Source organism: Caballeronia calidae (genome assembly GCF_900044055.2).
Classification (GTDB): domain Bacteria; phylum Pseudomonadota; class Gammaproteobacteria; order Burkholderiales; family Burkholderiaceae; genus Caballeronia; species Caballeronia calidae.
Genome location: NZ_FCOX02000021.1, coordinates 62,580 through 87,532, shown reverse-complemented (window position 1 = coordinate 87,532; position 24,953 = coordinate 62,580). Strand labels below are relative to the sequence as shown.

Here is a 24,953-nt window from a genome sequence, read left to right as displayed (position 1 = left end):
CGACAGGGTTTTTACGCGGCGTCGGGCGTCGCGCGGTCGTCGAGAATCAACTGCAGAAACGTCAGATCGAGCCACTTGCCGAACTTCATGCCGACCTGCGGCATCTGCCCCACGTGGCTGAAGCCGAGCTTTTCGTGCAGGCGGATGGAGCCCTTGTTTCCCGATTCGATCGCCGCGACCATGACGTGCTTGCCGATGGCGCGCCCACGTTCGATCAGCGCGCGCATCAGCGCATCGCCGATGCGCTTGCCGCGCTGAGTCGCATGCACGTAGACCGAATGCTCGACCGTGTGCCGGTAACCATCGAACGCGCGCCAGTCTCCGAACGACGCATAGCCCAGGACTTCGCCGGCTTCGTCGACCGCGACCAGCACCGGATAGCCCTGCTTCTCGCGATCGGCGAGCCATTGCGTGCGGTTCGCGACGTCGACGAGCTTGTCGTTCCAGATCGCCGTCGTGTGCTGCACGGCGTCGTTGTAGATCGAGGTGATGACCGGGAGATCGCCCGGGCCTGCATCGCGGATATTCATCATTCGAACCCGTATTTCATAGTTGACTAATGTCTACTATAGTAGCCGAACAAAAATAACGCGCCAACTTCAGACGAAGGAAAGCGTCACCAGCGTCAGGACGAGATACCGGCCGAGTTTGGCGATGGTCACGAGCAGCAGGAAGCGCGCGAACGGCTCGCGCATGACGCCGGCGAGCAGCGTGAGCGGATCGCCGATCACCGGCGCCCAGCTCAGCAGCAGCGACCACTGGCCGAAGCGTTGGTAGGTGCGTTGCGCCTTTTCGAGCTTTTCTTCGGAAACGGGAAACCAGCGTTTGTGTTTCCAGCGTTCGATGTAGCGGCCGAGCAGCCAGTTGACGACCGATCCGAGCACGTTGCCGACCGTCGCCACCGCGAGCAGCAGGTTCACCGAATAATGTTTGCTCAGCAGCAGCCCGACCAGCACCGCCTCCGACTGGAGCGGCAACAGCGTTGCCGCGCCGAAGGCCGCGAGAAACAGGCCGCCATAGACCGACCATGTCAGCATGGGCGCGCAGTCCGGTGCCGAGCGCATCGGCGAAGGACTGGGGTGCCCGAATGAAAGTTGCGAATGTGCATGAACGTTCCGTGCTTTTTATAGCAGCGCGCGATGACCAAAGTACGCGCATCATAGCCGGTCCCGGTTCATGCAACCCGGATGCCCGCATGAGCAGCGCAGCGTCCGGGAATGTTCGACGCGACGCGCGAACGTCAGTTGACATCCACCAGCACGCGGCCTCGCAACTGGCCCGCGAGCATTGCTTCCGCCGCCGCGCCCACCTCTTCGAGGCGCACCGTTTGCGCGGTGATGCCATCGAGCAGCGCAGCGGGAAGGTCGATGACGATGCGGTTCCACGCCTTGATGCGATCCTTCGAGGGCAGCATCACCGAATCGACGCCGATCAGCTTCACGCCGCGCAGGATGAACGGCATGACGGTAGTCGGCAAGTCGGCGCCGCCCGCGAGCCCGCACGCCGCGACCACGCCGTTGTAGTTCATCTCGGCGAGCACGCGCGCGAGCACTTTCGAGCCGACGGTGTCGATTGCCGCGGCCCATTTCTGCGCTTCGAGCGCACGCGGCGCATCGGCCCATTGCGGACCATCGACGAACGCTTTCGCGCCGAGGCCCTTCACGTATTCGTGCTTCTCTTCGTTGCCGGTGAGCGCGCAAACCTCGTAACCCAGCTTGTTCAACACGGCCACCGCGACGCTGCCCACGCCGCCCGCCGCGCCCGTCACGAGCACGGGACCGCTCGCGGGCGTCACGCCCGCGCTTTCGAGCGCGTTCACGCACAGCATGCCGGTGAAGCCGGCGGTGCCGATCATCATCGCCTGCCGGGTGGTGAGTCCTTCGGGCAGCGGCACGAGCCATTCGCCGCGCACGCGCTGATACTGGCTGTAGCCGCCCCAGTATTTCTCGCCGACGCTCCAGCCGGTCAGCACGACTTTCTGCCCCGCGCGCAGATTCGGATTCGATGTCTCGACCACTTCGCCCGAGAAGTCGATGCCCGGAACCAGCGGCCACGTCTTGACGATCTTTCCTTTGCCCGTGACGGCCAGCGCGTCCTTGAAGTTGATGGTCGAATATTCGATCTTCACGAGCGTGTCTTCGCCCGGCAGCGAGTCGAAGCTCAGCTTCTCGATCGCGGCCTTGGTCTTCTTGTCTTCCTCGCGGAGCATCATTGCATTGAACGTCTGTCCGGACATCACGTGTTCTCCAGTTAGATGATTTGGGTTTGCAGCATCAGACTTCGAAGCGGCGGTCACGCCAGCGGATGGCCTCTCGCATGCCCTGCGCGCGCGCCACTTCCATGAATGCCTTCTTGTCGGGCGACACCGCCGTCTCGACCGCATGGTCGATATCGAGCGCGTGCTTGAGCGTCTCCTTCATGCCGCGCGCCTCGAAGCTGTGATTGATCGCGCGCTTGGTTTCGCGCATCAGGTTCGGATCGATGACGCACATCGTGCGCGCGATGCGCAGCGCTTCGTTCAGGTGCTCACCGTCATCGACGACGCGATTGACGAAGCCCAGTTCCGCGCCCTTTTGCGCATCGATATGGTCGAGACCCGTCAGAATGATTTCCTTCGCCTGCTTGGGGTTGGTCATCCAAGGCAGCAGCATCGTGACGATGCCCGCGCCGAACTTGAGTTCAGGCTCGCCGAAGATGGCCGAGCGCGCCGCCACGGTGATATCGCACGCGAGCACGATCTCGAACGCGCCGGCCACGCACGCGCCGTGCACCGCGGCGATGGTCGGCTTCGGGCAGTCCCAGAAGCGCATGGTGGTATCGAAATCGCGATCGAGAATTTCGCGCCACACGGCCGCGCCTTCCGGACGCGCTTCCATCTGCTCCTTCAGATCGAAGCCCGACGAGAACGCCTTGCCCTCACCGTGAATGACGATGGCGCGCACGCTTGCGTCGCCTTCTGCGCGGTTCATGACGGCGTTGATTTCTTCGAGCGACTTCTTGCCCAGCGCGTTCAGGCGCTCCGGACGATTCAGCGTGATGATCGCAATCGACTCTTTGACTTCGTATTTGAGCGTGATGAATTCGGACATCGATATGTCTCTCCGGTTCGGTATCAGGAACGGCCCGCAAGCGATGACAACGGTGACAGCGCGCCGCCCAAAATCATGTTGCGCAACTCGCGCCGGTCCGCCTTGCCGGTTCGCCCGATAGGAAGGGCATCGGCGATATAGATGAAGTCCGGCATCTTGAAGCGGTCGAGCCGGGTCGAGAGAAACGCGCGCAACGGGTCCGCTTCGATCGCGCAGCCGCTGTTCGGAACGATCAGCGCGTGAATGCGTTCGCCTAGGATGTCATCGGGCGCGCCGACCACCATGCAGTCGCAAACGGCATCGTATTGCTTGAGAGCGCGCTCGACTTCCATCGGCGTCACCTTGTTGCCGCCGCGCGAGATCAGTTCCTTCGAGCGGCCCATTAAGCGCACCTGGCCGTCTGTTTCGCGTTGCGCGAGGTCGCCGGTTCTGAACCAGCCATCGGAGAAGGCGGCTTGCGTGAGGCCGGGTTCGTCGAGGTAGCCGCTCATCAGGAACGGACTCGTGATCTGCAATTCGCCGATGACGCCCTGCCCGCACGGCGCGCCCAGTTCATCAACGACGCGAAACCGCACGTTGCTCGACGGCAGACCCAGCGAATGAGGATTCGCCTGACGGTCCCGGGGAAACTGAAAGAAATCGCACGTTGATGTTTCGGTCAGGCCGAAGATATTCAAGAGATCGGTATCGGGGAAAAGCTGCGCGACCTGCGTCGCGAGCTGCTCGCTCAACTGCTCGCCGCCGGTCAGGATCTGGCGCAGCGCGGGACAGGCGGTGGTGAGGCCGTCGGTGTCTTGCGCGAGCACGGCGAGCATCGCGCGCAACATCGTCGGCACTACGCCCACGCGATGAATCTCCTCATTGCGCAATTGTTCGAGCAGCAGCGCCGGAATGAACTTCTGCGGCAGCACGATGGTTCCGCCGCCGATCAGCGTCAGAAGGCTCGACCAGATGCCGAAGCTGAACGTGATGTTCAGCAGTTGCAGCGTGCGTTCGTTGCGGCGGAAACGGATCATCGCGTCGATGGCGCGAAGCTTGCCGCTGAACGCATCGTGACCGATCACGACGCCCTTCGGCACGCCCGTCGAACCGGACGTGAAGATGATCATCGCGGCGCGTTCGAGTTGCGCGCGAGCCGGCGGCAGTGTGTCGCCGATGCACGCGACGGCATCGACTTCGGCTTGATCCGAGCGAGCCACATCGACCACGAGCCGCGCGCGGCTTCGGCCTTGCACACTGTCGATCACGCTCGCCGGCGAGGTGCGATGCAGCGGCACCACGACACCGCCCGCGAGCCACACGCCGAGAAAGCCGGCGAGGTCCGCCGGATGACTGGACACGAACACGTGTACCGGTTCGTCGGCTTGCAAGCCGTGGGCGGCGAGCGCGCGCTCGATATGCATCGCGCGGTCGAGCAGCGCCGCGTACGTCAGCTTCGTTTCAGCCGCTTCGATGGCGATCGCCGCGCCGTGCTTTCTGCACGCGGCCGCCAGAGTGAAGCCGAGGTTATTCATTTCATCCATGAGCTTTCAGTGACATCAAAGTAGGCGAATGATTGAACGCGTTGCTTACAGCAGAAGGAGCGTGCCTCCCATGACCGCGAGCATGACGAAGAAGATGATGACGGTGAAGCCCATCACGCGGCCCATGCCCACGCCGGCGATGGCGAGCAGCGGAATGACCCACATCGGCTGCACCATGTCGGCCACGCCTTCACCGAGCGCAACGGCAATCGCGACCGCATGCTGCGAGACGCCGAGATGCTGCGCGGCGGGCACCACGAACGGCGCCTGCACGATCCAGTGTCCGCCCGCGCTCGGCACGAACATGCTGATGAGCACCGACGACACGAAGGTCCAGAACGGCAGCGTGTGCGTGGTCGAAAAGCTGATGAACCATTTCGCCATTTCGTCGGCGAGGCCCGTGACCGTCATGACGCCCATGATGCCGCCGTAGATGGGGAACTGAAGCAGCACCGGACCCGCGACGCGCGCGGCATTGTTGATGGCGGTGAGATACGCGCGCGGCGTCCAGTGCGTGACCAGACCGAGGATCAGGAAAATCATGACGAGCATGTTCAGGTCCATCGTGAACTTGCCTGCCATGACCTTCATCACGATATAGCCCAAGCCCAGCGCGACGAGAATCAGGTTAAGTACCCATCCGTGATCGAGCCATGCGGCGAAGGTTTTCGGACGTTCATTCGATACATCGACGGTGTCTTCCTCGATGAGCTTCGCCGGGTCTGCCGCGATGGTCTCGCTGTCGTGCGGCTTCATCAACCGGAACACGAGCGGAACCAGCACGCCGAGCACGATCACGGGCACGAAGTTCAACGGCGACAGCAGGAATTCGCGCATCGGCAGCACCGAACCCGTCACTTTCTCGATGATGTTCAGCGGCGAGCCCTTCGTCGCGCTCAGCAACGCGATGGAGCTCGACAGGCCGCACGGATAAAACGACCAGCCCGCGTAAGCCGCCGCGACGAGCCACGCGAAATCCACGCGCACGCGCTTGGCGATCTCGCGGGCGAACAGCGCGGAGACCACCAGGCCGACGGCCCAGTTGAGCAGGCCGCTCACCATCGAGACGAAGAAGGTGAGCGTCATCGCGCCTGCCGCGGTGGTCGGATACGACGCGACTTTCCTGAGCAGCATCGACACGGGTTTCGAGGTCGACAACGCGTGTCCCGTCACGAGGGTCAACGCGACCAGAAACGCGAAGCTCGAGATCTTGAATACGCCGTCATACCAGCTCGTGACGACCGTGCCGATATCGCCATGCGGCGCGAAGCCGACCGCGAGCACGCACGTCAGCAAAGTCAGCAATACGGCGATGACGAACGGATCCGGCATCACCTTTTCGACCAGCACCACGCATACGCGTGTGAATCCGCGTAGCCCGTAAGATCGCACGGGCCTGTTCATTGACGACGCCGCTCCTGCGTTCACCTTTTCCATTGCTCATGTCTCCGTTGTCTGATGCGTTTCATGTCGCTCAGTCATGTGGGCGTGGTACTAGACGACCGGTCAGTTAGAGACGTTATAGCCCCTAGTTGACTGGTCGTCTACAAAAACCTATAGTGGTTTCGGGAAAGTACTGACGCGGCTCGAAAGATATCGAACATGAACTTTGAGGAGACTTCCACGTGAGCACCGGGCTGGGCGCTGATCGAACGGACATACAGGCGGCGTCGCGCGCCAATCGCGCGATAGCGGTGATCGCGATCGCGCAGTTGTTCGGCACATCGCTGTGGTTCAGCGCGAATGCGGCCATGCACGACTTGCAGTTGTCGTGGCATCTCACCGCGTCGGGCATGGGCTGGCTCACGAACTCCGTGCAGGCCGGGTTCATCGTCGGGACCTTGATTTCGGCGTTCACGGGCATCGCGGACCGCTTGCCGACGAGCCGAGTCTTCGCCGCATGCGGTCTGCTCGGCGCGGCGCTCAACGCGCTCTTCGCGCTGTGCAGTACGGGTTTCGCATCGGCGGTCGTGTTTCGGTTTGGCGTGGGTGTCGCGCTGGCGGGCATCTATCCGCTCGGCATGAAGCTGCTCGTGACATGGGCGCCTGCGCGCGCGGCGCAGACGCTCGCGTGGCTCGTCGCGATGCTCACCCTCGGCACGGCCTCCGTGCACGCGATACGCGGCGCATTCGATGCGGTGCCGTGGCAGACCGTCGTGCTCACATCGTCGATGCTGGCGCTCATCGGCGCGGCGATGGTGCTGACGCTCGGCGAAGGGCCGCACGCGCGGCGGACGAAATCGAAGGCGGGCCTGGGCAACGCGCGCTCCGTGTTTGGTTCGCGGGAATTTCGCGCGGCGGCGTTCGGCTACTTTGGCCACATGTGGGAGCTTTACGCGTTCTGGACGCTCGTGCCGCTGCTCGTCGCGCATGCGTTGCAGGGCGGTACTGCGGCTTCCACGCGCGATGTCGCGTTGTGGTCGTTCGCGGTCATCGGAATCGGCGCGCTGGGCTGCATCGCAGGCGGCGCGTTCAGCAAGCGCTTCGGCAGTGCGCGCGCGGCGTTCATCGCGCTGTTCGTGTCGGGATCGATCTGTCTGCTTTATCCTTTTTTCGCCGATAAAGCGCCCGTCTACGCGCAACTCGCGGTGCTGCTGATCTGGGGCGTGAGCGTGGTCGCCGATTCACCGCAGTTCTCCGCGCTTTCCGTGCGCGCCTGTCCGCCCGAACGGGTCGGCGGCGCGCTGACGATACAGAACAGTCTCGGCTTCTTCATCTCGGCCTGTTCGATTTTTTCGGCGACGAGTGTGTATCACGCGTTGGGTGCGTGGAGTTCCCTGCTCTTGCTGCCAGGCCCGCTGTTCGGTCTGATCGCGATGAGTCCGCTTTTGAAGAAACAGCCGCGCTGGTAGAAAAAGCGTCAACCATTCGAAGGACGTCAGAATCATGGCAACCGTTGCAACCAAAAGGGATAGTGGCCGCCGCTCCGAGCTGATCCGGCTCGGCGTCGCGATCCTCACCGAGAAAGGTTTTCATAACTTCTCGCTCGACGAACTCGTCGCGCTCGCGGGCGTGCCGAAAGGCTCGTTTCACTACTACTTCAGCAGTAAGGACGCGTATTGCCTGGAGGTCATTCAGGCGTATCACGAGTACTTCGCGAAGAAGCTCGACATGCATCTGAAGGACGCGAGCCTCTCGCCGCTCGAACGCATCAAGGCGTTCACGGAAGACGCCGCGATCGGCATGCAGCGGCACAAGTTCAAGCGTGGCTGTCTCGTCGGCAATCTGAGTCAGGAGCTGGCCGCGCTCGACGAAACTTTCCGCAAGGCGCTCATGGATGTGCTGAAAGACTGGCGCGGCAGGATTCGCGCATGTCTGGAGGAAGGCAAGGCGAGCGGCGAGATTCGCGCGGACGCCGACACCGCCGCGCTTTCGCGCTACTTCTGGAATGCGTGGGAAGGCGCGGTGATGTGCTCGAAACTCGAGAAGTCCCGCGAGCCGCTCGATGACGCGAGCGCCGCGTTCCTCGCGCATCTCGCGCCTCGCGACAAACGCTGAGCGCTGAGCGCGGGCCGGACGGTCTTGCTAGCGTGATCGTGCGAACGACAGCGCGTACAACATCAAGGAGATGACATGAGCGCAGACAATGGCTGGAGCAAGACCCTCAACGGAATGCCCGCCGCCGGTGCGAGCGCCGAGCGCCAGAAAACGATGACCATGCGCGACATCGAACTGTTCACGGAAATCACGGGCGATCGCAATCCGCTGCACTACGACGAAGCGATCGCGAAGCAGTCCCCTTTCGGCGGTCTGATCGTGCAAGGCGGGGTCACGTCGGGCATGTTGAACGCCATTGTCGCGGAGGCGTTGCCCGGTCCCGGCACCGTGTTCCTCGGAATGGAGCTGAAGTTTTCGAAGGGCGTGCTCGTCGGCGATACGGTCACTGGCCGCGTCGAAGTGAAATCCGTGCGCGAAGACAAACCCATCTGCAACGTGGAAGTCTCCGTCACGAATCAGAAGGGTGAGGTTTGTTTGAGCGGCACCGCGACGACTTACACCATGCCGTTGAAGCAGGCCTGAGGCATCAGGCCCGTTCTCGCGAAAGATCAACGCGCGGCGCAAGCCGCCGATGAGTCGAGCGTCCACGCCATCGACGCGCCCGCGATCTGCCGAATGCGCTTCTTGTCGATCTTGCCGACCGATGTTCGGGGAATCGCATCGGTGAAGGCCCAGCGCTCGGGAATCCACCATTTCGCGACGCGGCCGAGCAGATGCGCGCGAAGCTCCGATGCATTCGCCGTCTCGTCCGGCTTCAGTACGACGATGGCGGCGGGCCGCTCCTGCCAGCGCTCGTCCGCGACCGCGATCACGGCTGCATCCAGCACCGATGGATGCGTGCGAATGGCATTCTCCAGCGCCAGCGACGGAATCCATTCGCCGCCCGATTTGATGGCGTCCTTCAGTCTGTCGGTGAGGCAGATGAAGCCATCGGCATCCACGGTGCCGAGGTCGCCGGTGCGCAGCCAGCCATCCTGCAAATGATTCCGGTCTTCGACATCGAGATATGACTGCGTGACCCACGGCCCGCGAATCTGGATCTCGCCGACCGCGACGCCATCGGCCGGCAGCGTGGCGCCGTCGAGATCGGACACGCGCACTTCGAGCCCGCAGACCACCCTCCCCTGCGCCGATGCGCAACGCCGCCGATCATCCGCGCTGCTGGCCCACGCCGGCGTTTGCGCGATCGCGGACATGGACGAGGTCTCGGTCATGCCCCACGCCTGAACCATTCTGATGCCGAGCGCCGCGTAGTCGTCGACGAGCCGTTGCGGCACTTGCGCGCCACCGCAACTCACCGATTTGAGGCGGCCGAGACCGCCCATGCCGCGCATGCGCATCTCGGCGAGGACATCGGACCAGATCGTCGGCACGCCTGCGGCGATCGTCGGCGATTCGGCTTCGATGAGCGCGATCAATGCCGACGGCTGCATCGACGCGCCGGGAAGAATCAGATCGCAACCGGCCATCAACGCGGCGAACGGAAGGCCCCAGCCGTTCACGTGATAAAGCGGCACGGCGGGCAGCAGACAGTCGTTGCTGCTGAGGCCCACGGAGTTCGCGGTGCAGATGCTCATCGCCTGAAGCCAGATCGAGCGATGGCTATAGGCGACACCTTTCGGCAATCCTGTCGTGCCGCCGGTAAAGCAGATGATGGCCGCCTCGTTCTCGTCGATGTCGGGCCAGTCGATGCGCGGCGCGCCTTCGGCAATGAGCGTTTCGTAGTCGATGGTTTCGCACGGCATGAGCGGCGCGGGGCTCGCCGTTCGCCGTCCCACCGTGACCACGAGCCGCAACTTCGGCAGCCGATGCGCGAACGATGCAAACGTTTCGAGGTTCTGGCTATCGAGCATGATGACTTCGTCGTTTGCATGCTCCGCGATGTAGGCCTGCTGATCCGCGTGCAGCCTCACGTTGATCGTGTGCAGGATGCGGCCGCTCGCGGGCACGCCGAGATACGCTTCCAGATGCTCGCGCGATGCCCCGGCCAACGTGCCGACGACCGTTCCCGTCGGAAAGCCACGCTGATCGAGCGCGTGCGCGAGCCGTCCCGCGCGCAGCGCCAGGTCGGCGAAGCTCTGTTCGACGCGAAGGCCATCGGCCGTGACGGATACGATCCGCGACCGTCCATTCACGCGGCACGCATGACGCAACAGCAGCGCGAGGCCGAGCTGATTCGCCTGCATCGTACTTTTCATCGTTATCTCCACTGAGTCGTACTACATATTATTTTTGACGCAATCGAACGCGGACGGCGTCGGATGATCGCCGCCCGCACATCGGGTATCGACCGATCAGAGCTTGCCGTAGCGCGAGTCGCGCCAGTCGAGCGCCTTGCGCAGACCCTCTTCCTTCACGCGCTGAGCGAAGCCGAGCTTCTCCGGCGAATAGGCTGCATTGAGCGTCGCGGCGACGTCGAGGTTTGCATTGACGGCCTGACGCAAACCCATCGCTTCATACGCGCGAGTCAGTGCGGTCTTCGTGAGCTTCAACGTGATGTTCGGTGTCACAGCGATCTTCCGCGCGAGCTTCTCGACGGTCTCGATCAGTTCATCCGTGGAAACGACGCGGTTGATCAGCCCGATTTTTTCCGCTTCCGCTGCGGAGATCACGTCGCCGGTCAGCAGCAGTTCGTTGGTCTTTTTCTGGCCGATGAGAAACGGCATCAGGATCGTCACCGGCCCTGAACCAAAGCGGATTTCCGGCTCGCCGAACTGGGATCGCTCGGTCGCGATGATCATGTCGCAGGCCATCGCGAGTTCGCATGCGCCAGCGAGACACCACCCATCGACTGCGGCGATCGTCGGCTTGTGCGAGGCCCAGACGGACATCGACAGATCCACGTTGCGCGTGAGCGCGTTGTGCCAGTCCTCCGGCCGCTCGATGCCCGCCGCGACCTCCTCGGCGATGTCGTAGCCGACCGAAAACGCCTTGCCCGTGCCCTTGATGACGATCACGCGAACGGCGTCGTCCTCGTTCAGCTTTTGAATCCACTGCCGCATCGTGATGACCACCGTGGACGACAACGCATTGAGCTTGTCCGGGCGATTGATGGAAAGCCACGCGATACCCTCTCGCACGTCACAGCGCACGACTTCGTTTGCATCTTCCTGCATGACGCATCTCCTGTGAGCAACGGTTGCGGATAATTTTCAGGAACCCTCGACCACGAGCCGGGGAACCATGCGGATCGCCGTCGCGAAGTTCGAATAGTTCGGCGATGTTTTCATCACGATGGCGTGAAGCGCTTCCAGCTTCTCGCGGGGCGCGTTCGACTTGATGCGCACCGTGTAGCTAACCTCTTCGTATCCCGGCTTCACCGATGCATCGAGTCCCAGAAAGCCGCGCAGATCGAGTTGACCGAAGCTCTCGATTTCGAGCTTCTCCAGCTTGATGCCCATCACGGCCGCATTGGCCGCATAGCCCACCGACATGCACGCGTTCAGCGCCGCGAGCAGAAGCTCCTGCGGATTCGGCGCCGAGTTGGTGCCGAGCAGTTCGACCGGTTCGTCGGCGGCGATATCGAAACTACGTTCGATGGTCTTGCCGCCGAGTTGATAACTCGAAACCGTGGCCGCGGTCTTCGTCTGGTTCGCCCACTTGGTCGTGACCTTGAAGCCTGCCGTTCCGGTCTCGGCTCGTTGTTTGACATCGCTCGCGAATGCGCCCAATGCGTCGACGTCAATGCCGTTCATGTTCATGATTCGCTCCTGAAAATAGGGTTGTCGTGCAGCACTCAGGCTTTGTCGAACGCGTCCAGCGTGCGCGCGGAATAGACCAGCGCGGCGCCCGCATTGAGATTGATCGCGACGCCCAGGGCTTCGGCCAGTTCGTCCATGGTCGCGCCCGCCTTCTTGGCTTCGGCTGCGTGGAACGCGATGCATCCATCGCATCGCGTGGTGACGGCAACCGCGAGAGAGATCAGCTCTCGCGTTTTCGCATCGAGATGATTCGTTTTTTCACCGGCCTGCGCGAGCGACGCGACGCCTTGCATCGTCGAAGGCGTGAGCTTGCCGAGTTGCGCGAGTCGTTCGTTCAGATCACCCCGGTACTTGTTCCAGTCAAACATGTGAGCTCCTGTTGAAGTAGCGTGAGGCGAATTCTAAACCTTCTAGTTGGTAGGTCGATGAATGAAAGCGCGAATTGCAAACCTACCAACTGGATGGTACAGTTGGCGAAAACTCGTCTGCCTGCGATTATGGAAATCACCACGCGCACCAAAATTCTTTCGCTCGCCGAGCGGCTGCTTCGCACTCGCGGATACGCTGACTTCAGCTATGCGGATCTCGTCGATGAAGTGGGCGTTCGCAAAGCGAGCATCCACCATCACTTTCCGACGAAGGAACAGTTAGGCGTGGAGGTGGTCGCGGACTATCTCGCGCGCTTTGGCGAAGAGCTTGAAGCGATTCTTGCGAATAACCAGAGCGCGCCGCGACGGCTGGGCGCGTATGCGGAACTGTTCAGCACGTCGCTGTTCGACGGCACATTTCCGCTATGCACTGCGCTCGCGGCCGAACTGGCCGCCCTGCCCGAGCGAATGCGGGATCAGACGAAGACGTTCTTCCAGATTCATCTGGATTGGCTCGAACGCGTCGTGCAGCAAGGGAAGAAAGCAGGCGAACTGGACGGCGCGCCTACCGCGCGGAAGGCGGCGACTATCCTGCTCAACGCGATCGAAGGCGGCGCGGTCGTCGCGTGGGCGCTCGGCAAGCCCGAATCGGTGAAGGTGAGTTTCGACGAACTGGTCCGGTTGTGGAGCAGCAAGGCGCGGTGATGTGTCGTCGCTGCTGGCGTCATTCCGCTGAACCCGTGACGAAATCGCCTGCTCGCGTTGGCAGGCGTGGATTCAAGTCGTTACGGCCTGGTTGCGGCGATTACCGATCTTCGGGGAAGAGCGCTGCCTGAACCATCGCGGGCGCCGCGGCGTGCCGATCCACCAGAAACTGATCGCGATCCTTTCCGGCGATCCAGTTCGGGGCGCGTCCCCGCCCGCTCCAGGTCGCGCCGCTGACGGGATCTTGATATCGCGCGAACGCGTCGTTCTCGCCATTCGCTTCCCGGGGCAAGGTGCATCGCTATAGGTTCCGCATCCCTACGCCGGCGGCACACGGGAAAGCGGCCAGCTCCACTTCTAATCCTGATAATTCGCTATCAAGCATGGTTTTAATGCCTTCGCGACGGGTCGGTCCGTACATAGCCGCGTGCGACCGACGCTCGGTCATGGGCGTACGCACCGGAACGCGACTATTAGATAACTACTATTCCCAGAAGCGCGCGCCGTGCTAACACCCTTTCCGTCTTTCCCTTTGAGGAGGACTGGCATCTCAGCGGAGATGCTATCCGATGATAGCGCGGCACAGGCCCGAGGCCCGCAGTTATTGGGCCTGCTTCCGTCGCAATCGTCTTCCCGATCGGTCTGCCCTGCGGCCAAGGCACTGTTTCAGCCGAGTCAGTTAGCCGCTCGAAAATAAAAAAAGCGGCCCTGCCTTTGCCGCCAAAAAGATGTTCGAAGGGCCGCCTTTCACAGCCCCGCATTTGACTATTGATCCGACTCAACCCGCTTGATTGTCGTCACGTCTTTTTATGGCAGTCAATGAGTCGAACTTTTTTCTAAAATTCAATCTGAAAAAATCGATTCCTTCCAAGGATAGCTTTCCTTCTTCATACGCCCAGGAAAGGAGATACTGCTTCAGGAAGTCATCGACGCCCACTCCGCGAGGAATCAATTGATCGGTTGAAATCGACTCCGGCTCCGCGAAAAAAATCATCTTGCCGGCCTTCAGTCTGATCGGGTAATCGATCCATTCGTCGGCGTAGCCGATCTCATCAACTTTATCCGGGGCATCGAGCAGATCGCATATGATCTGATCGGAGACCAATCGATTTTCGACAAAGAAGCTCATGAAAGAACTTCTTTCATCACCCTCAACCACGGATGCCACATCCACGAGATCATCAACCGAAGCAATCAGCGTTGCAGATGTAAAGTCCAGGAAAAATCTCGCGTACTCATCCAGCGAAGAAATGGGGTTGAGATACTCCAGATGCAGCGCATGTCGAAGAACCAGCGCGAATTTCTCACGCTGCTCCCAAAGCTTGCGCATGGCAGCGTGATCCCGATAATACGGAAATAAGAGCTTGAGAAGCTCGGCCTTATCCATCCCCACACCCTCCTCTTGACGCCCCGCGATTACCCGGCCTGAATGGCCGACCGCCAACCTCGGAATTAAGCACCTTTCTTATGTAATTGGCGATCTTGCTTTCAGCCCTGCGCATTCTACTGATCGTGCTTCTCTCTGAAAGCAATTGATCCGCCGTTCGATTTGATCTCCCCCTTATGATGGTTCCATCTGCCTTCACAGATCCGATAGACCTGCCGCCTTGTTCAATATGGAAGTGGATCGGATCCGCGTGCTCCCTCGGATTCGAATAGTAATGAACGATGCTTGTGTTGCCCTCGGAAGCGATGATTCTGTCCGGAAGAGAAGGCTGGGTGTCCAGTCCGAGCGGATCGGCCCAGCCGAATATATTGGGCGCAAACCGATATGGATTCGTTCCGCCGAGCAGCCCGACCGGATCCTGGCTGATGAAGGAACCGGTTGCGGGATCGTAATACCGATACCGGTTATAGGCAAGGCCGCTTTCAGCATCGTGATATTGCCCCTGGAGTCGAAGCGGCTGGTCCACGGAAGGAAGCGCTCCGTCGATTGCGCCGCCTCGGCTCGTGTAGCGCGCCTCCCATTTGACTTCCCCGAGCGCATCGACAACACGTACAGGGGCGCCGTTAGGCTCACAGCAATAGAACAGATATTGCGTCGAATCTCGTATCGCCGCTGAGGGAGGCTCGTGTCCGGTGATCCATAGCTCGCGTCTTGCCGCGCATTCTTGCGGCGCGCCAACGCTACGATGCGCCGAGACGAGCGGCCAATACGTTTCCGGATAGTAGATCCATTCACGAAGCTCGCTTTGTGCTTCTCGTAGCCGCTCCGGCGATTCGCATGTCACAGCCCGCGAGTCGGATGGCGTGCCAATCCATGAAGGGATGCGCTGCTCGCCGGACGCAAGCTCGCTCGCGAGCGCATCGCAATCCCAGAAGAAGCGACTGACGCAGCATTGGTCCGACGAATCATGATCCGGCGTCTTGCTCGCCGCGCGGTCAGCCTGCGCGTGCACGACCTTCCCGATGCGACGATGCAACGCGTCATAGACGTATCGGGCGCGCAAGAGGAGTTCGTCGCCCGCGTGATGCCGTGTCTGCGTTTCGATCAAGCGCCCGTCGGCGTCCCACGACAACGACACATCGCACGCGGCGCTTTGCTTGTGGACCAGATTCCCGGCCTTGTCGAAGGAGTAACGACATCCGTCGATGTGCTCCTCGCGGAACACGCGCCCATTGTCCGGCCCTTGTCTCGAAGCACCGTCTTTGCTTTGACGATAGCTTTTCGTATTCAGCAAATCGCCGGCCTGATCGTACAAGAAGCGATGCAATCTGCCTGTCGGATCCAGGTGTGCGGTCACCCTTCCCAACGGATCGTAATCGTAGTGCTCGCTTCCGAAGCGCGAGTCCTGCCTATGCGTCATCCCGCCATCGGCGTCATACGCGTATTCGCTTTCGAACAAGAGACCGGCGCCGGAAAGCAGCGCCTGCTTCGCCATGTGTCCCTCGGACGTGTATGAGAACTCGCGCTGAAGCACCTCGCCGAGGCGCTCGATGCGGATCTGCCCGAGTTCGTCGCGCTCGAATGTGATGGGCGCTGCGTCGTCGATGCGGATCGCGCTCACTGCATCCAGCGCGTCATATTCATATCGGACCGTATGCGTGACGACTTGATCGCCGGCAGTAAGGCGAGTCCGGCGTTCGATGCGATTACCGGCCGCGTCATAGGCGTACGCGATGACGAAATCGTCGCCCTGCTTTTCCTCGACGAGCCGCCCCGCCACGTCATAGCTCAGTTCGACGCGGCTATCCGGATTCTTCGCGGCGACGAGGTTCCCGTCCTGATCGTATGAAAACGTCTCGGTGCGAATGCCGCCGGACTGGCTCGAATCGGGCACGCGCTTCTGCACGATACGGCCGAGCAAATCGGTTCCATAGTCGATCTCACGCCCCAACGGATCGATGCTGCGGAGCAGTTCATCGGCCGCGCCATACTCGTAGCGGCGCGATTGACCCCAATAGTCGATTTCCTCGACAATCCGCCCCAATGCATCGCGCCTGAGTTCGTGAACTTCACCACGCTCATTGACGACGCCGGTCAATCGCTCCTCGGTATCGTATCGATACTCGAGCACGCCGCCATCCGGCGCGAGCCGCCTGCGCATGTGTCCCAGCGCGGAATATTCGAGTTGCGTCACATGCCCGCGCGGATCGCGATAGCGAATCAGATTGCCGTCGGCATCGTAGTTGCAATGGCATTCACGTTCGCCCGGCTCGATCGTTCGCGTCAGATTGCCGTTGCGATCGTACTCGTACCGGCTCAGTCGACCGAGGCCATCGAGCATCTCGATCAAGTTGCCCCGGGCATCGTGCCGGAATCGCGTGTGCGTGCCTAGTGCGTCGATGATTTCGGCGATATTGCCTTCACCGTCGTACACGAAACGCGTTTTCGTGCCGCGAGGTCCGGTGTGCAAAACGAGTTGACCATCGCGATCATATTCGTAGCGATAGCTCGCCTCGTCCGGCATGATCCGTTCGAGCAGGTTGCCGCGATCGTCCCATCGATAGCGCCAATGCCTTCCGCCCGGCGCGCTCGCGCAGACCAGCCGATGATCCGCGTCGTAATCCGCGCGCATGACGCCGCCGTCCGCCGGCGTATGCGCGAGAAGATTGCCGCGTGCGTCGTACTCCCACAGCGTGACACGTCCGGCGGGATCGATCTGTGCAGCGGAGCGTCCGCGCTCGTCGTACCGGTAGCGCGTCACGCCGCCAAGCGGATCGATCCGCGCGACCGGCAAGCCGCGCTCGTTCGTCTGAAGGATCGTCACGTGCCCCAGCGAATCGGCGATGCGGGTCTCGTGATGTTCGAAGTCATAGACGAAGCGATAATCGAACAGCCCATCGTCGCCCCATGCGTGATCGACCCGCCATCGTCCATCGTCATGATGCTGGTGGCTGTAGTAGAACGACACGCCGCGAGCGCTCGTGTGATGCACCATGCGATGATCCGCTTCGTAGGCGAAGCGTCGAGGCAGCCCCATCGCATCGAGCGCGGTAATCAGGTTTCCTTCATGATCGTGATCGTATGAAACGAGCGGATGCGCGCGGCCATCGGCAGTGACCAGCCTCAACGCATTCAGCATGCTCGGCGCATTTCCGGCCGGATGCCTTTCGCACACGATCACGCGCCCGGCCGGCTCATGTCCCTTGCATTCGACGATGCGCTCCAGACCGCCATCCGCGCCGCGCTCGAAAACCCAGCCATTGCCGTTGAGATGCGCCATGCGCCTGACGGGCATCGTCAGCGCGTCGCCTTCGGCGAGCGTGTCCACGGCGCGCGGCCAGTGCGCCGGCAAAGCGAATTCGTACTCGATCGCCGCGCGCGTGCGCATGACGAGTCGATCCTCTCGCCGATACAACGCATGACCGTGCTGCCAGTCATAAATGCGTGCGGGCCAACCGGCGGTCTCGGGTAATGCGTCGAAGGCCGTCGCGTGATCCGGAAAATGAGCCGCGACGCCGATCGCTCCTTCATGCCGCATCAGTTCGAGCCGGATATCGGCGGGCGTCTGCCAGCCAACGCCGGTTTCACCGCGCCGCGTGTCGTGGCTTGCGTAATGGCGGTTCCACGCGAGCGGCAGACGTCCCTCGACGGTGAAATCGCGCTGTTGCACGATCACCTCGCCGGTGATCGAATCGACGGGTTCGGCGTCCAGCACCTTGCACTTGAGAAACCCCGGCTTGAGATGCAGCTTGTCCGCCAGCGCCTTCGCCCACTTCGTGCCGCGAAACGCCTTGAACAAGCCCTTTGCCAGCGCGGCCATGTTGACGATAGGCGGCCCGCCCACCAGCACCGGCCGTCCTGCCGGAATCGGCAGCATGACCGATGTCGGCAACGACAGATGTTCGCGCTCCGTATGCGCGCCGTTATGCGTCGGTGGCTCCAGACCGAGTGCCCAGCAGCTCATCGCGGGCAGCGCCATGAACGACATCGGATCGTTGTTGGCGAGCACTGTTTTGCTGCCCATATACGCTTCCGAGTCGTTCGACGGCTTCGGATCGGGCGGCGCGAACGATTCGCCGAGCGGAAAGTGCAGCGCCGGCACATGGAACGCGTGCGTGCCGGCGGTGGCCCGCAGCATGCCGTTCACGAAGATCGGACGGCCCGCGATGCTTCCCATCCCGACGCCCGCGCCCGTCGCATTGGCGATATCGCCGGCGAGGCCCGCCGCCTTCAACCCCTGCGCGACGAGCGGATTGTTCGCCACGTCCTGAAGCGCGCCCGCGGCCTTGCCGGAGGTATCGTCGATACTCTGCGCGACGTCGGGATGATCTTCGAGATAATCGACCGCCAAGTCCTCGACGATCGTGAACGCGATGCTGCCGATCACGCCGAGCGCGGCATTCACATACTCGCGCAGATCCAGCATGAAGCCGACATGCGGATGCGGCAGGAAAACGGGCGTCGGGCTCGGCGCGACCAGCACCGAATGCACATCGACGCCGACGACGGGATCGAGATGCTTGATCGCGGGCAAACCCATGCCGCGCTCCGCTCACCGTCCGCCGCGCAGCGCGGCCACTTTCTCGCTGAGCTCGGCGCGCCGCCGGTCGAACGCGCCGACCTGCGACACCATCCACTCGACGACGAGCCGCAGATTGCCCTTCATGCGCATCGACTCGTCGAGCATGAGTCCGGCATCGAGCGCGTCGAAACCGGCTTCCAGCGCATGCTCGCGCTCGCCCGCGCGCTCCCAGCACACCGCGCTCATGCGCCATGCCTCCACGGTTAGCAGCGCATCCTGCGCGGCCGTGGTCGATGCCGCGGCGCGTTCATAGCAATACGCCGCCCGCGCGAAATCCTTGTGGGTCAGATGCACGCTCGCCTCCCCGAACAGCCCGTTCGCGACGAGCTTGTGCGCGGCCGGATGTCCCGCCTCCAGCGCGCGCGTGCCGCTTTCGGCGGCTTGCTGATAGGCGTCGATCGCGCGCTCGCGATCGCACCACTTGAGATAGGCTGCGCCCGCGATCAGTTGCACGACGACGCACTGATCGAACCATCGCTCGCGCTCCGCGACCTTCAGCGCCGCCGCGCGCAATGTCTCGAGGCGCGCGGGACTGCCGCCGTCGATCACCTCGGTCAGCATCACGAACAGCCGGCGAAACTCACTGCTCGCACCGCTTTCGCCCGAAGCCGCAAGCAACTCGCGCGGCACGCTGCTCATCGAATACCGGCCATGCACGACGCGAACCTCGTTCGCATGCCGCGCCAGCAAGGGCGCGAACGGTTCGACATCGATACGCGTGACGACGAAGCGCACGCGCGCGCCGAGCCGCGGCGACGACTCGATGATCGAGAGCAAAACGTCGATCCACCGCACCCACGCCGCTTCGTCATGCAGGTGCCCGGGTTCGAGCACGAACACCAGCGCCGGAAAAATGTCCGGGTGATGCCGCATCAGGCTGTCGGCGGTCCTCAGAAAGTGCAGCGCCGGGTCCGAGTCGTCTCGAGGCGGCGCCTGCCAGTCGGCGCGCACGCCCTGCGCACCGGATGCGCCTCGTCGGTTTTCATAGAAGACAACGAGTTCGTCGGCGAGCGCTCGTGCGTAATGCGCTTCGCCGACGAAGTCGGCCCGCATCGAACGCACGGCGCACGACGTTTCCTGCTGCGCCTGAAAATAGAGCTGCACAAGTTGCGCATCGGCTTCGTCGGTCTGCCAGATCATCAGGCGCGCGGCCACGTCCTTCGCGAAGCGCAGCCAGTCCAGATGCGCGTCCATAAACCTGCGCTCCACGGGGTTCGTCGGTTGCCAGTCCTGCATGATGCTTCGCCTCGTCAGGGATTCAGCTTCAAAATCATGCCCTCGACCGTATGCTCGCCCGATGCCGACGAGCTCACGTTCTTGCCGCGCACGCAATGACTGTCGGAGCCGGTCGATTCCACGTTGACGCCCTGAATCTGAATCGTGCCGTCGCTGCGCATCACGATGCTCGACGCGCCGCACACCAGGGCGAGCTCATCGCCTGCGCTGACGAGCACGGTCTGCTGCACGTTCATCGTATGGCTCGCGCCGACATTGACGGACTGCGCGCCGCCGACATCGAGCACATGCGCGTGCGCGATCGTCGAGGTGCGCGTGCCGATCTCCTCGGTATGCGTCGACGCGACGACCGTCTTCATGTCCTGCGAGGTCGTGTGATACATCTGCGCGACGCTCAGCGTCTTGCCCTCGCCGATCGTCTCTGTCTTGCCCTGCGCGACCGTCTCCTTGTGCGTGCCGCCGATGGTGGCGTCGCGATTCGCGCCGACCGTCACGGTTTCGTTCTTTCCGACCGTGCGCGTCCGGTTCCCGCCGACGCCATGCGTCTCGTTCCCGCCGATCTGCGCGACCCGGTGCTGCCCGATATTCACGGTCTCGTTCTGTCCGACATTGCGCTGCCGGTTGTTCGTCACCTGCATGGTTTCGTCATTGCCGACCGAATGCGTGTGATCGTGTCCGACCGAGAGCGTGTGATCCTGCTCGGTCTCCGCATCGAAGTTGCGCTCGGCGTGCATCCACAGCTGCTCCGCGCCGCGCCGGTCCTCGAAGCGCAGCGCGTTCGCATGCTCGGTGGTCCCGCCCGGCGACGACCGCGAGAGCATGCCGCTTTGCGTCGCGCTCGCCGGCAGGCCCCACGGCGGCATGCGCTCGCCGTTGAAGACGCGGCCCGTCACGATCGGCTGATCGGGATCGCCATTCAGGAAATCGACCACGACCTCGTCGCCGACGCGCGGAATCTGCACGCCGCCAAAACCGCTACCGGCCCACGGGCTCGACACGCGCACCCAGCACGACGAATCCTGATCGCTCCGGCCGTAGCGATCCCAGCGGAACTGGAGCTTCACGCGGCCATACGGATCGGTCCAGATTTCCTCGCCGGGCGGCCCGACGACGGTCGCCGTCTGCGGCCCGCTCGTGCGCGGCCGCGGCGTCTCGCGCGGCGGCCGGTACGGCAGGCTCGAAGGCTGCACGAGCATCTGTGTCGCATGCACGACAGCCTCGCCGCCCTGATCGCTCGCGTAGGCGTTTTCCTGAAAGCGATACCGGCAACGCACAATCAGGTATTCGCGGTTCTGGTCGGCGCGCGGGCAATGCGCGAGCGTGAACAGAAAACCGGGCGCCGCGCCCCGCACGTCCGTCCCGGCGCTCGCGCGCTCGTGCTCGGCCTGCTGCTCTTCGAGCCGCACGCGGCTGTAATGCGCGCCGGGCGCGTCGTCGCGATAGCCGCCTGGCCATTCGAACGACGCGAAACTGTCATGCTCGTGGCCGCGCGGATCCAGCTTCTGCGCTGACAGATCGGCGCGCGGCTTCGTGTAGTCGTAGTCGCTCGTCTGATGCTTGCCGACGCTCACTTCCTGCGCGGGCAGCCAGCTGTCGATGTGCTCCTCGTCCGCGATCGCCGTGCGGTCCTGCGCGACATACGGAATCGTCGCGTAGCCAGGCAGCGCCGCATGGGACGACATCGCATCGCAGAGCATCAGCGTGTGCGTCTCTTCGGCGTGCCGGAAGTAGTAGTAGATGCCCTCGAACTCCATCAGCCGCGAGACGAACGCCGCGTCGCTCTCGTTGTACTGCACGCAGTACTCGCGCGGCACGTACGACTCGGTGAGGTGCTGCTCGACCGGAAAGCCGTACGGCGCGAGCACGCTCTGCACGATCTCGGGCACGGTGCAGTTCTGGAAGATGCGGCAGTCAGTGCGGCGCGTCGCGAGCCACAGCCACGGGCGCACGGTCAGTTCGTAGCCGTAGTGCCGTTGCGCGCGCCGTCCGGCGAGCGTCGCGCGCGCGACGATCCCGTTCAGGTAGCGCATCGAGCCGTCCTGCTGCTCGATGCGCACCGTCACCGGCTTGCCGAGCATGTCCCTGAGCGACAGGCTATGACTGTCGGCGAGCGCGTCGATGCGGAATTCGAACAGCCGGCCGAGCGCCTCTTCGCCGTCGAGCCGATGAAACTTGAGGTCGTCGCCGTGCGGGCTGTCGAGCGTGAAAATGCGGTTCACGGCGCGTCCTCCTCGTCGAAGCGGTAGACGAACTCGCCGCCCGCGGCGCCGAGATCGATCGTTTTCAGCGTGCGGCCTTCGAACGTCGCGCGCAAAATCGCCTGGCCGATGCGCGGCATCACGGCATGCGTGAGCATCGCGTCGACCATCCGGGCGCCGGATTCGATCGTCCGGCAGCGCTCGACGATCAGCGCGTTCGCCGCGTCGGCGCAGCGCAGCCGGATGCCGTGATGCGCATCGATGCGCCGCTCGACGCGCCGCAGCTGCAACGCGACGATGCGCGCCAGCAGCGCGTCGGTCAGCGGGTAATACGGCACGACGGTCAGCCGTCCGAGCAGCGCGGCGGGGAACACGTCGAGCAGCGGCGCGCGCAACGCGTCGGCGAGCGTCTGCGCATCGGGCAGCCGAGCCGGGTCGCGGCACATGCGCATTACGTCGTCCGAGCCGAGATTCGATGTCAGCAAGATCACGGTATGCCGGAAATCGATCTCTCGACCTTCGCCGTCCTCCATCCAACCCTTGTCGAACACCTGAAAGAAGATCTCGTGCACGTCGCGATGCGCTTTCTCGATCTCGTCCAGCAACACAACGCTGTACGGCCGCCGACGCACCGCCTCGGTGAGCACGCCGCCCTGCCCGTAGCCGACGTAGCCCGGCGGCGCGCCCTTCAGCGTCGACACCGTATGCGCTTCCTGGAACTCGCTCATGTTGATGGTGATCGCGTTGCGTTCGCCGCCGTAGAGCGTGTCGGCCAGTGCGAGCGCGGTCTCGGTCTTGCCGACGCCCGACGGCCCGCACAGCAGAAAGACGCCGTGCGGCTTCGCCGGATCGTCGAGCCTCGCGCGCGCCGTCTGGATGCGCTCGGCGATCAGCCCGATCGCATTCGGCTGGCCGATCACGCGTTCGCCGAGCGTATCGGCGAGATTCAGCACAGCCTGCGTCTCGTCGCGCACCATGCGGCCGAGCGGGATACCCGTCCAGTCGGCGACGACGGCCCCCACGGCCTGCGCATCGACCGACGGCAGCACGAGCGGCGCATCGCCCTGCAGAGCGGCAAGCGACGTCTGGGCGGCCGCGAGTTTCGCCTGCACCTCGGCGTGGGCGTTCACGTCGGGCGCGTTCGCCGGATCGTCGTCGAGCAGGGTTGCGCGCCATCGTGCGATCGCCGCGAGCGCGTCGCGCTCTTCCTGCCAGCGCGCGTCGAGCCGATCGAGCTCGGCCTGCGCGCTGCCGATCGCCATGTCGATTGCATCGCACCGCGCCGCGTCACCGGTGCCGAGCGCGCATTCCCGGCCGATCCGTTCGCGTTCGACACGCAGACCGTCGATGCGCCGTCGCACATCGTCGATCGGCGCAGGCACCGCATGCTGGCTGACCGCGACGCGCGCGCAGGCGGTATCGAGCAGGCTGATGGCCTTGTCGGGCAGCTGGCGCGCCGGAATATAGCGATGCGACAAGTTGACGGCGGCCAGCAGCGCGTCGTCGAGCACGAGCACGCGATGATGCGCTTCGAGCTTCGCCGCGAGGCCGCGCAGCATCGTCAGCGCGGCGTCTTCCTGCGGCTCGGCCACGTGCACGAGCTGGAAGCGCCGCGTCAATGCGGGGTCTTTCTCGATGTGCTGCTTGTACTCGGACCACGTCGTCGCGCCGATCGTGCGCAGCAGGCCGCGCGCGAGCGCCGGCTTCAGCAGATTCGCGGCGTCGGCGATGCCGGCCGCGCCGCCCGCGCCGACGAGCGTGTGCACTTCGTCGATGAACAGGATCACCGGCCGCTCGCCGCCCGTCGCCTCGTCGATCACCGCGCGCAGCCGGCTTTCGAATTCGCCCCTCACGCCCGCGCCGGCCTGGAGCAGCCCGAGGTCGAGCAGATGCACCGCGACCTCGCGCAGCAGCGGCGGCACGTCGCCCGCGACGATGCGCAACGCGAACCCCTCCGCGACGGCCGTCTTGCCCACGCCGGCCTCGCCCACGAGCAGCGGATTGTTCTGCCGGCGCCGCAGCAGGATATCGACGATCTGGCGGATCTCGCCCTCGCGCCCGATGACCGGATCGATCTCGCCGGCACGCGCGCGGGCCGTCAGATCGACCGCGTAGCGCGCGAGCGCGCCGGCGCGCTCCGGCCGAGCCGATGCCGGAAGCGCCGTGGGCGCGGATTCGGGCGCCTGCTCGGGCGATCCCTCGACGATCGATTCGAGCGAATCCGCGAGCACGTCGGGGACGATGCGCTCGAACTCGCGGGCGATCGCATACAGCACGTGGCGCAGCGTCGGCGCCTTGAGGATCGCCAGCAGCAGCGTCGCGCCGCGAATGCGCGTCGAATCGTATTTGAGCGTCGCGTAGATCCAGCCGCGCTCGACCGCGTCGTCGATATGCGCGGACAGGTCGGACACCGATCCCGCGCCGCGCGGCAACCGCTCGAGCGCCGTGACGAGCCCGCGCTCGATTGCCCCGGCATCGATGTCGAAACGAAGCAGGATCCGGTGCAGGTCGCTGTCGGGGCGCTGCAGGATCTGCCTGAGCCAGTGCGCGAGCTCGACATACGGATTGCCGCGCAGGCGGCAGAATCCGGTCGCCTGTTCGAGCGTCTCGTACAGGAAGGGATTCAGTTTTGCGAACAGATTGGCGCGGCCGATATCCGACATGGC

The 24,953-nt window shown here is 63.4% G+C and carries 20 protein-coding genes; 4 read left to right on the top strand and 16 right to left on the bottom strand.

The features are described from left to right. Positions 1–11: 11 nt before the first annotated feature. From AWB78_RS20140 to AWB78_RS20115, 6 genes are all read right to left on the bottom strand, one after another. Entirely contained in the window at positions 12–530 is a 519-nt protein-coding gene (locus AWB78_RS20140; protein ID WP_062607473.1) for a GNAT family N-acetyltransferase, read from the bottom strand. A gap of 69 nt (positions 531–599) precedes the next feature. After that, positions 600–1,037: a YqaA family protein gene (locus AWB78_RS20135; RefSeq protein WP_062607470.1), complete on the bottom strand. Its 438-nt coding sequence runs from the start codon at positions 1,035–1,037 to the stop codon at positions 600–602. 203 nt (positions 1,038–1,240) lie between these two features. After that, positions 1,241–2,236, bottom strand: a complete 996-nt coding sequence (locus tag AWB78_RS20130) for an MDR family oxidoreductase (protein WP_062607398.1) — start codon at positions 2,234–2,236, stop codon at positions 1,241–1,243. Between the two features lie 37 nt (positions 2,237–2,273). Further along, positions 2,274–3,089 (bottom strand): enoyl-CoA hydratase/isomerase family protein, encoded by an 816-nt coding sequence (locus tag AWB78_RS20125; protein WP_061150741.1) that lies wholly within the window; start codon positions 3,087–3,089, stop codon positions 2,274–2,276. 23 nt (positions 3,090–3,112) lie between these two features. Beyond that, positions 3,113–4,612 (bottom strand): class I adenylate-forming enzyme family protein, encoded by a 1,500-nt coding sequence (locus AWB78_RS20120; protein ID WP_062607397.1) that lies wholly within the window; start codon positions 4,610–4,612, stop codon positions 3,113–3,115. 45 nt (positions 4,613–4,657) lie between these two features. Then, a complete protein-coding gene (locus AWB78_RS20115; protein WP_063958993.1) occupies positions 4,658–6,016 on the bottom strand; it encodes a short-chain fatty acid transporter in 1,359 nt (452 codons plus the stop codon). A gap of 221 nt (positions 6,017–6,237) precedes the next feature. Between AWB78_RS20115 and AWB78_RS20110 the strand changes: the two genes are divergently transcribed. The 3 genes from AWB78_RS20110 (at position 6,238) to AWB78_RS20100 (ending at position 8,632) form a co-directional block, all read left to right on the top strand. Continuing rightward, the gene (locus tag AWB78_RS20110) at positions 6,238–7,464 is read left to right on the top strand and encodes an MFS transporter (protein ID WP_082883356.1); all 1,227 of its coding nucleotides are present in this window, start codon (positions 6,238–6,240) and stop codon (positions 7,462–7,464) included. 34 nt (positions 7,465–7,498) lie between these two features. Then, positions 7,499–8,110, top strand: coding sequence for a TetR/AcrR family transcriptional regulator (locus AWB78_RS20105; RefSeq protein WP_063958990.1), 612 nt, complete (start codon positions 7,499–7,501; stop codon positions 8,108–8,110). 75 nt (positions 8,111–8,185) lie between these two features. Then, the gene (locus AWB78_RS20100) at positions 8,186–8,632 is read left to right on the top strand and encodes a MaoC family dehydratase (protein WP_062607393.1); all 447 of its coding nucleotides are present in this window, start codon (positions 8,186–8,188) and stop codon (positions 8,630–8,632) included. 26 nt (positions 8,633–8,658) lie between these two features. On the opposite strand, the gene AWB78_RS20095 is transcribed toward AWB78_RS20100, so the two are convergent. From AWB78_RS20095 to AWB78_RS20080, 4 genes are all read right to left on the bottom strand, one after another. Then, complete coding sequence (locus AWB78_RS20095) at positions 8,659–10,308, bottom strand: long-chain fatty acid--CoA ligase (RefSeq protein WP_062607392.1); 1,650 nt, start codon at positions 10,306–10,308, stop codon at positions 8,659–8,661. Positions 10,309–10,404: 96 nt separating this feature from the next. Further along, positions 10,405–11,226, bottom strand: coding sequence for an enoyl-CoA hydratase/isomerase family protein (locus AWB78_RS20090; RefSeq protein ID WP_062607390.1), 822 nt, complete (start codon positions 11,224–11,226; stop codon positions 10,405–10,407). A gap of 36 nt (positions 11,227–11,262) precedes the next feature. After that, positions 11,263–11,811, bottom strand: coding sequence for an OsmC family protein (locus AWB78_RS20085; protein WP_062607388.1), 549 nt, complete (start codon positions 11,809–11,811; stop codon positions 11,263–11,265). A gap of 35 nt (positions 11,812–11,846) precedes the next feature. Further along, positions 11,847–12,179: a carboxymuconolactone decarboxylase family protein gene (locus tag AWB78_RS20080; protein WP_062607386.1), complete on the bottom strand. Its 333-nt coding sequence runs from the start codon at positions 12,177–12,179 to the stop codon at positions 11,847–11,849. Positions 12,180–12,281: 102 nt separating this feature from the next. Between AWB78_RS20080 and AWB78_RS20075 the strand changes: the two genes are divergently transcribed. Then, a complete protein-coding gene (locus AWB78_RS20075; RefSeq protein ID WP_198399305.1) occupies positions 12,282–12,884 on the top strand; it encodes a TetR/AcrR family transcriptional regulator in 603 nt (200 codons plus the stop codon). Between the two features lie 100 nt (positions 12,885–12,984). Here AWB78_RS20075 and AWB78_RS20070 read toward each other — a convergent pair whose 3' ends face one another. The 6 genes from AWB78_RS20070 to tssH form a co-directional block, all read right to left on the bottom strand. Continuing rightward, entirely contained in the window at positions 12,985–13,176 is a 192-nt protein-coding gene (locus AWB78_RS20070) for an H-NS family nucleoid-associated regulatory protein (protein WP_082883355.1), read from the bottom strand. 486 nt (positions 13,177–13,662) lie between these two features. After that, positions 13,663–14,271: a hypothetical protein gene (locus tag AWB78_RS20065; protein ID WP_062607382.1), complete on the bottom strand. Its 609-nt coding sequence runs from the start codon at positions 14,269–14,271 to the stop codon at positions 13,663–13,665. Beyond that, positions 14,264–18,811 (bottom strand): RHS repeat-associated core domain-containing protein, encoded by a 4,548-nt coding sequence (locus AWB78_RS20060; protein ID WP_062607380.1) that lies wholly within the window; start codon positions 18,809–18,811, stop codon positions 14,264–14,266. The genes AWB78_RS20065 and AWB78_RS20060 overlap by 8 nt, the downstream gene beginning before the upstream one ends. Before the next feature lie 12 nt (positions 18,812–18,823). Continuing rightward, on the bottom strand, positions 18,824–20,089 hold the full coding sequence (locus AWB78_RS20055) for a hypothetical protein (RefSeq protein ID WP_062607378.1): 1,266 nt from the start codon (positions 20,087–20,089) through the stop codon (positions 18,824–18,826). 14 nt (positions 20,090–20,103) lie between these two features. Then, entirely contained in the window at positions 20,104–22,308 is a 2,205-nt protein-coding gene (locus tag AWB78_RS20050; protein ID WP_062607376.1) for a type VI secretion system Vgr family protein, read from the bottom strand. Continuing rightward, entirely contained in the window at positions 22,305–24,950 is a 2,646-nt protein-coding gene (tssH, locus tag AWB78_RS20045; RefSeq protein WP_062607374.1) for a type VI secretion system ATPase TssH, read from the bottom strand. Before tssH ends, AWB78_RS20050 begins: the two co-directional genes overlap by 4 nt. Positions 24,951–24,953: the final 3 nt, after the last annotated feature.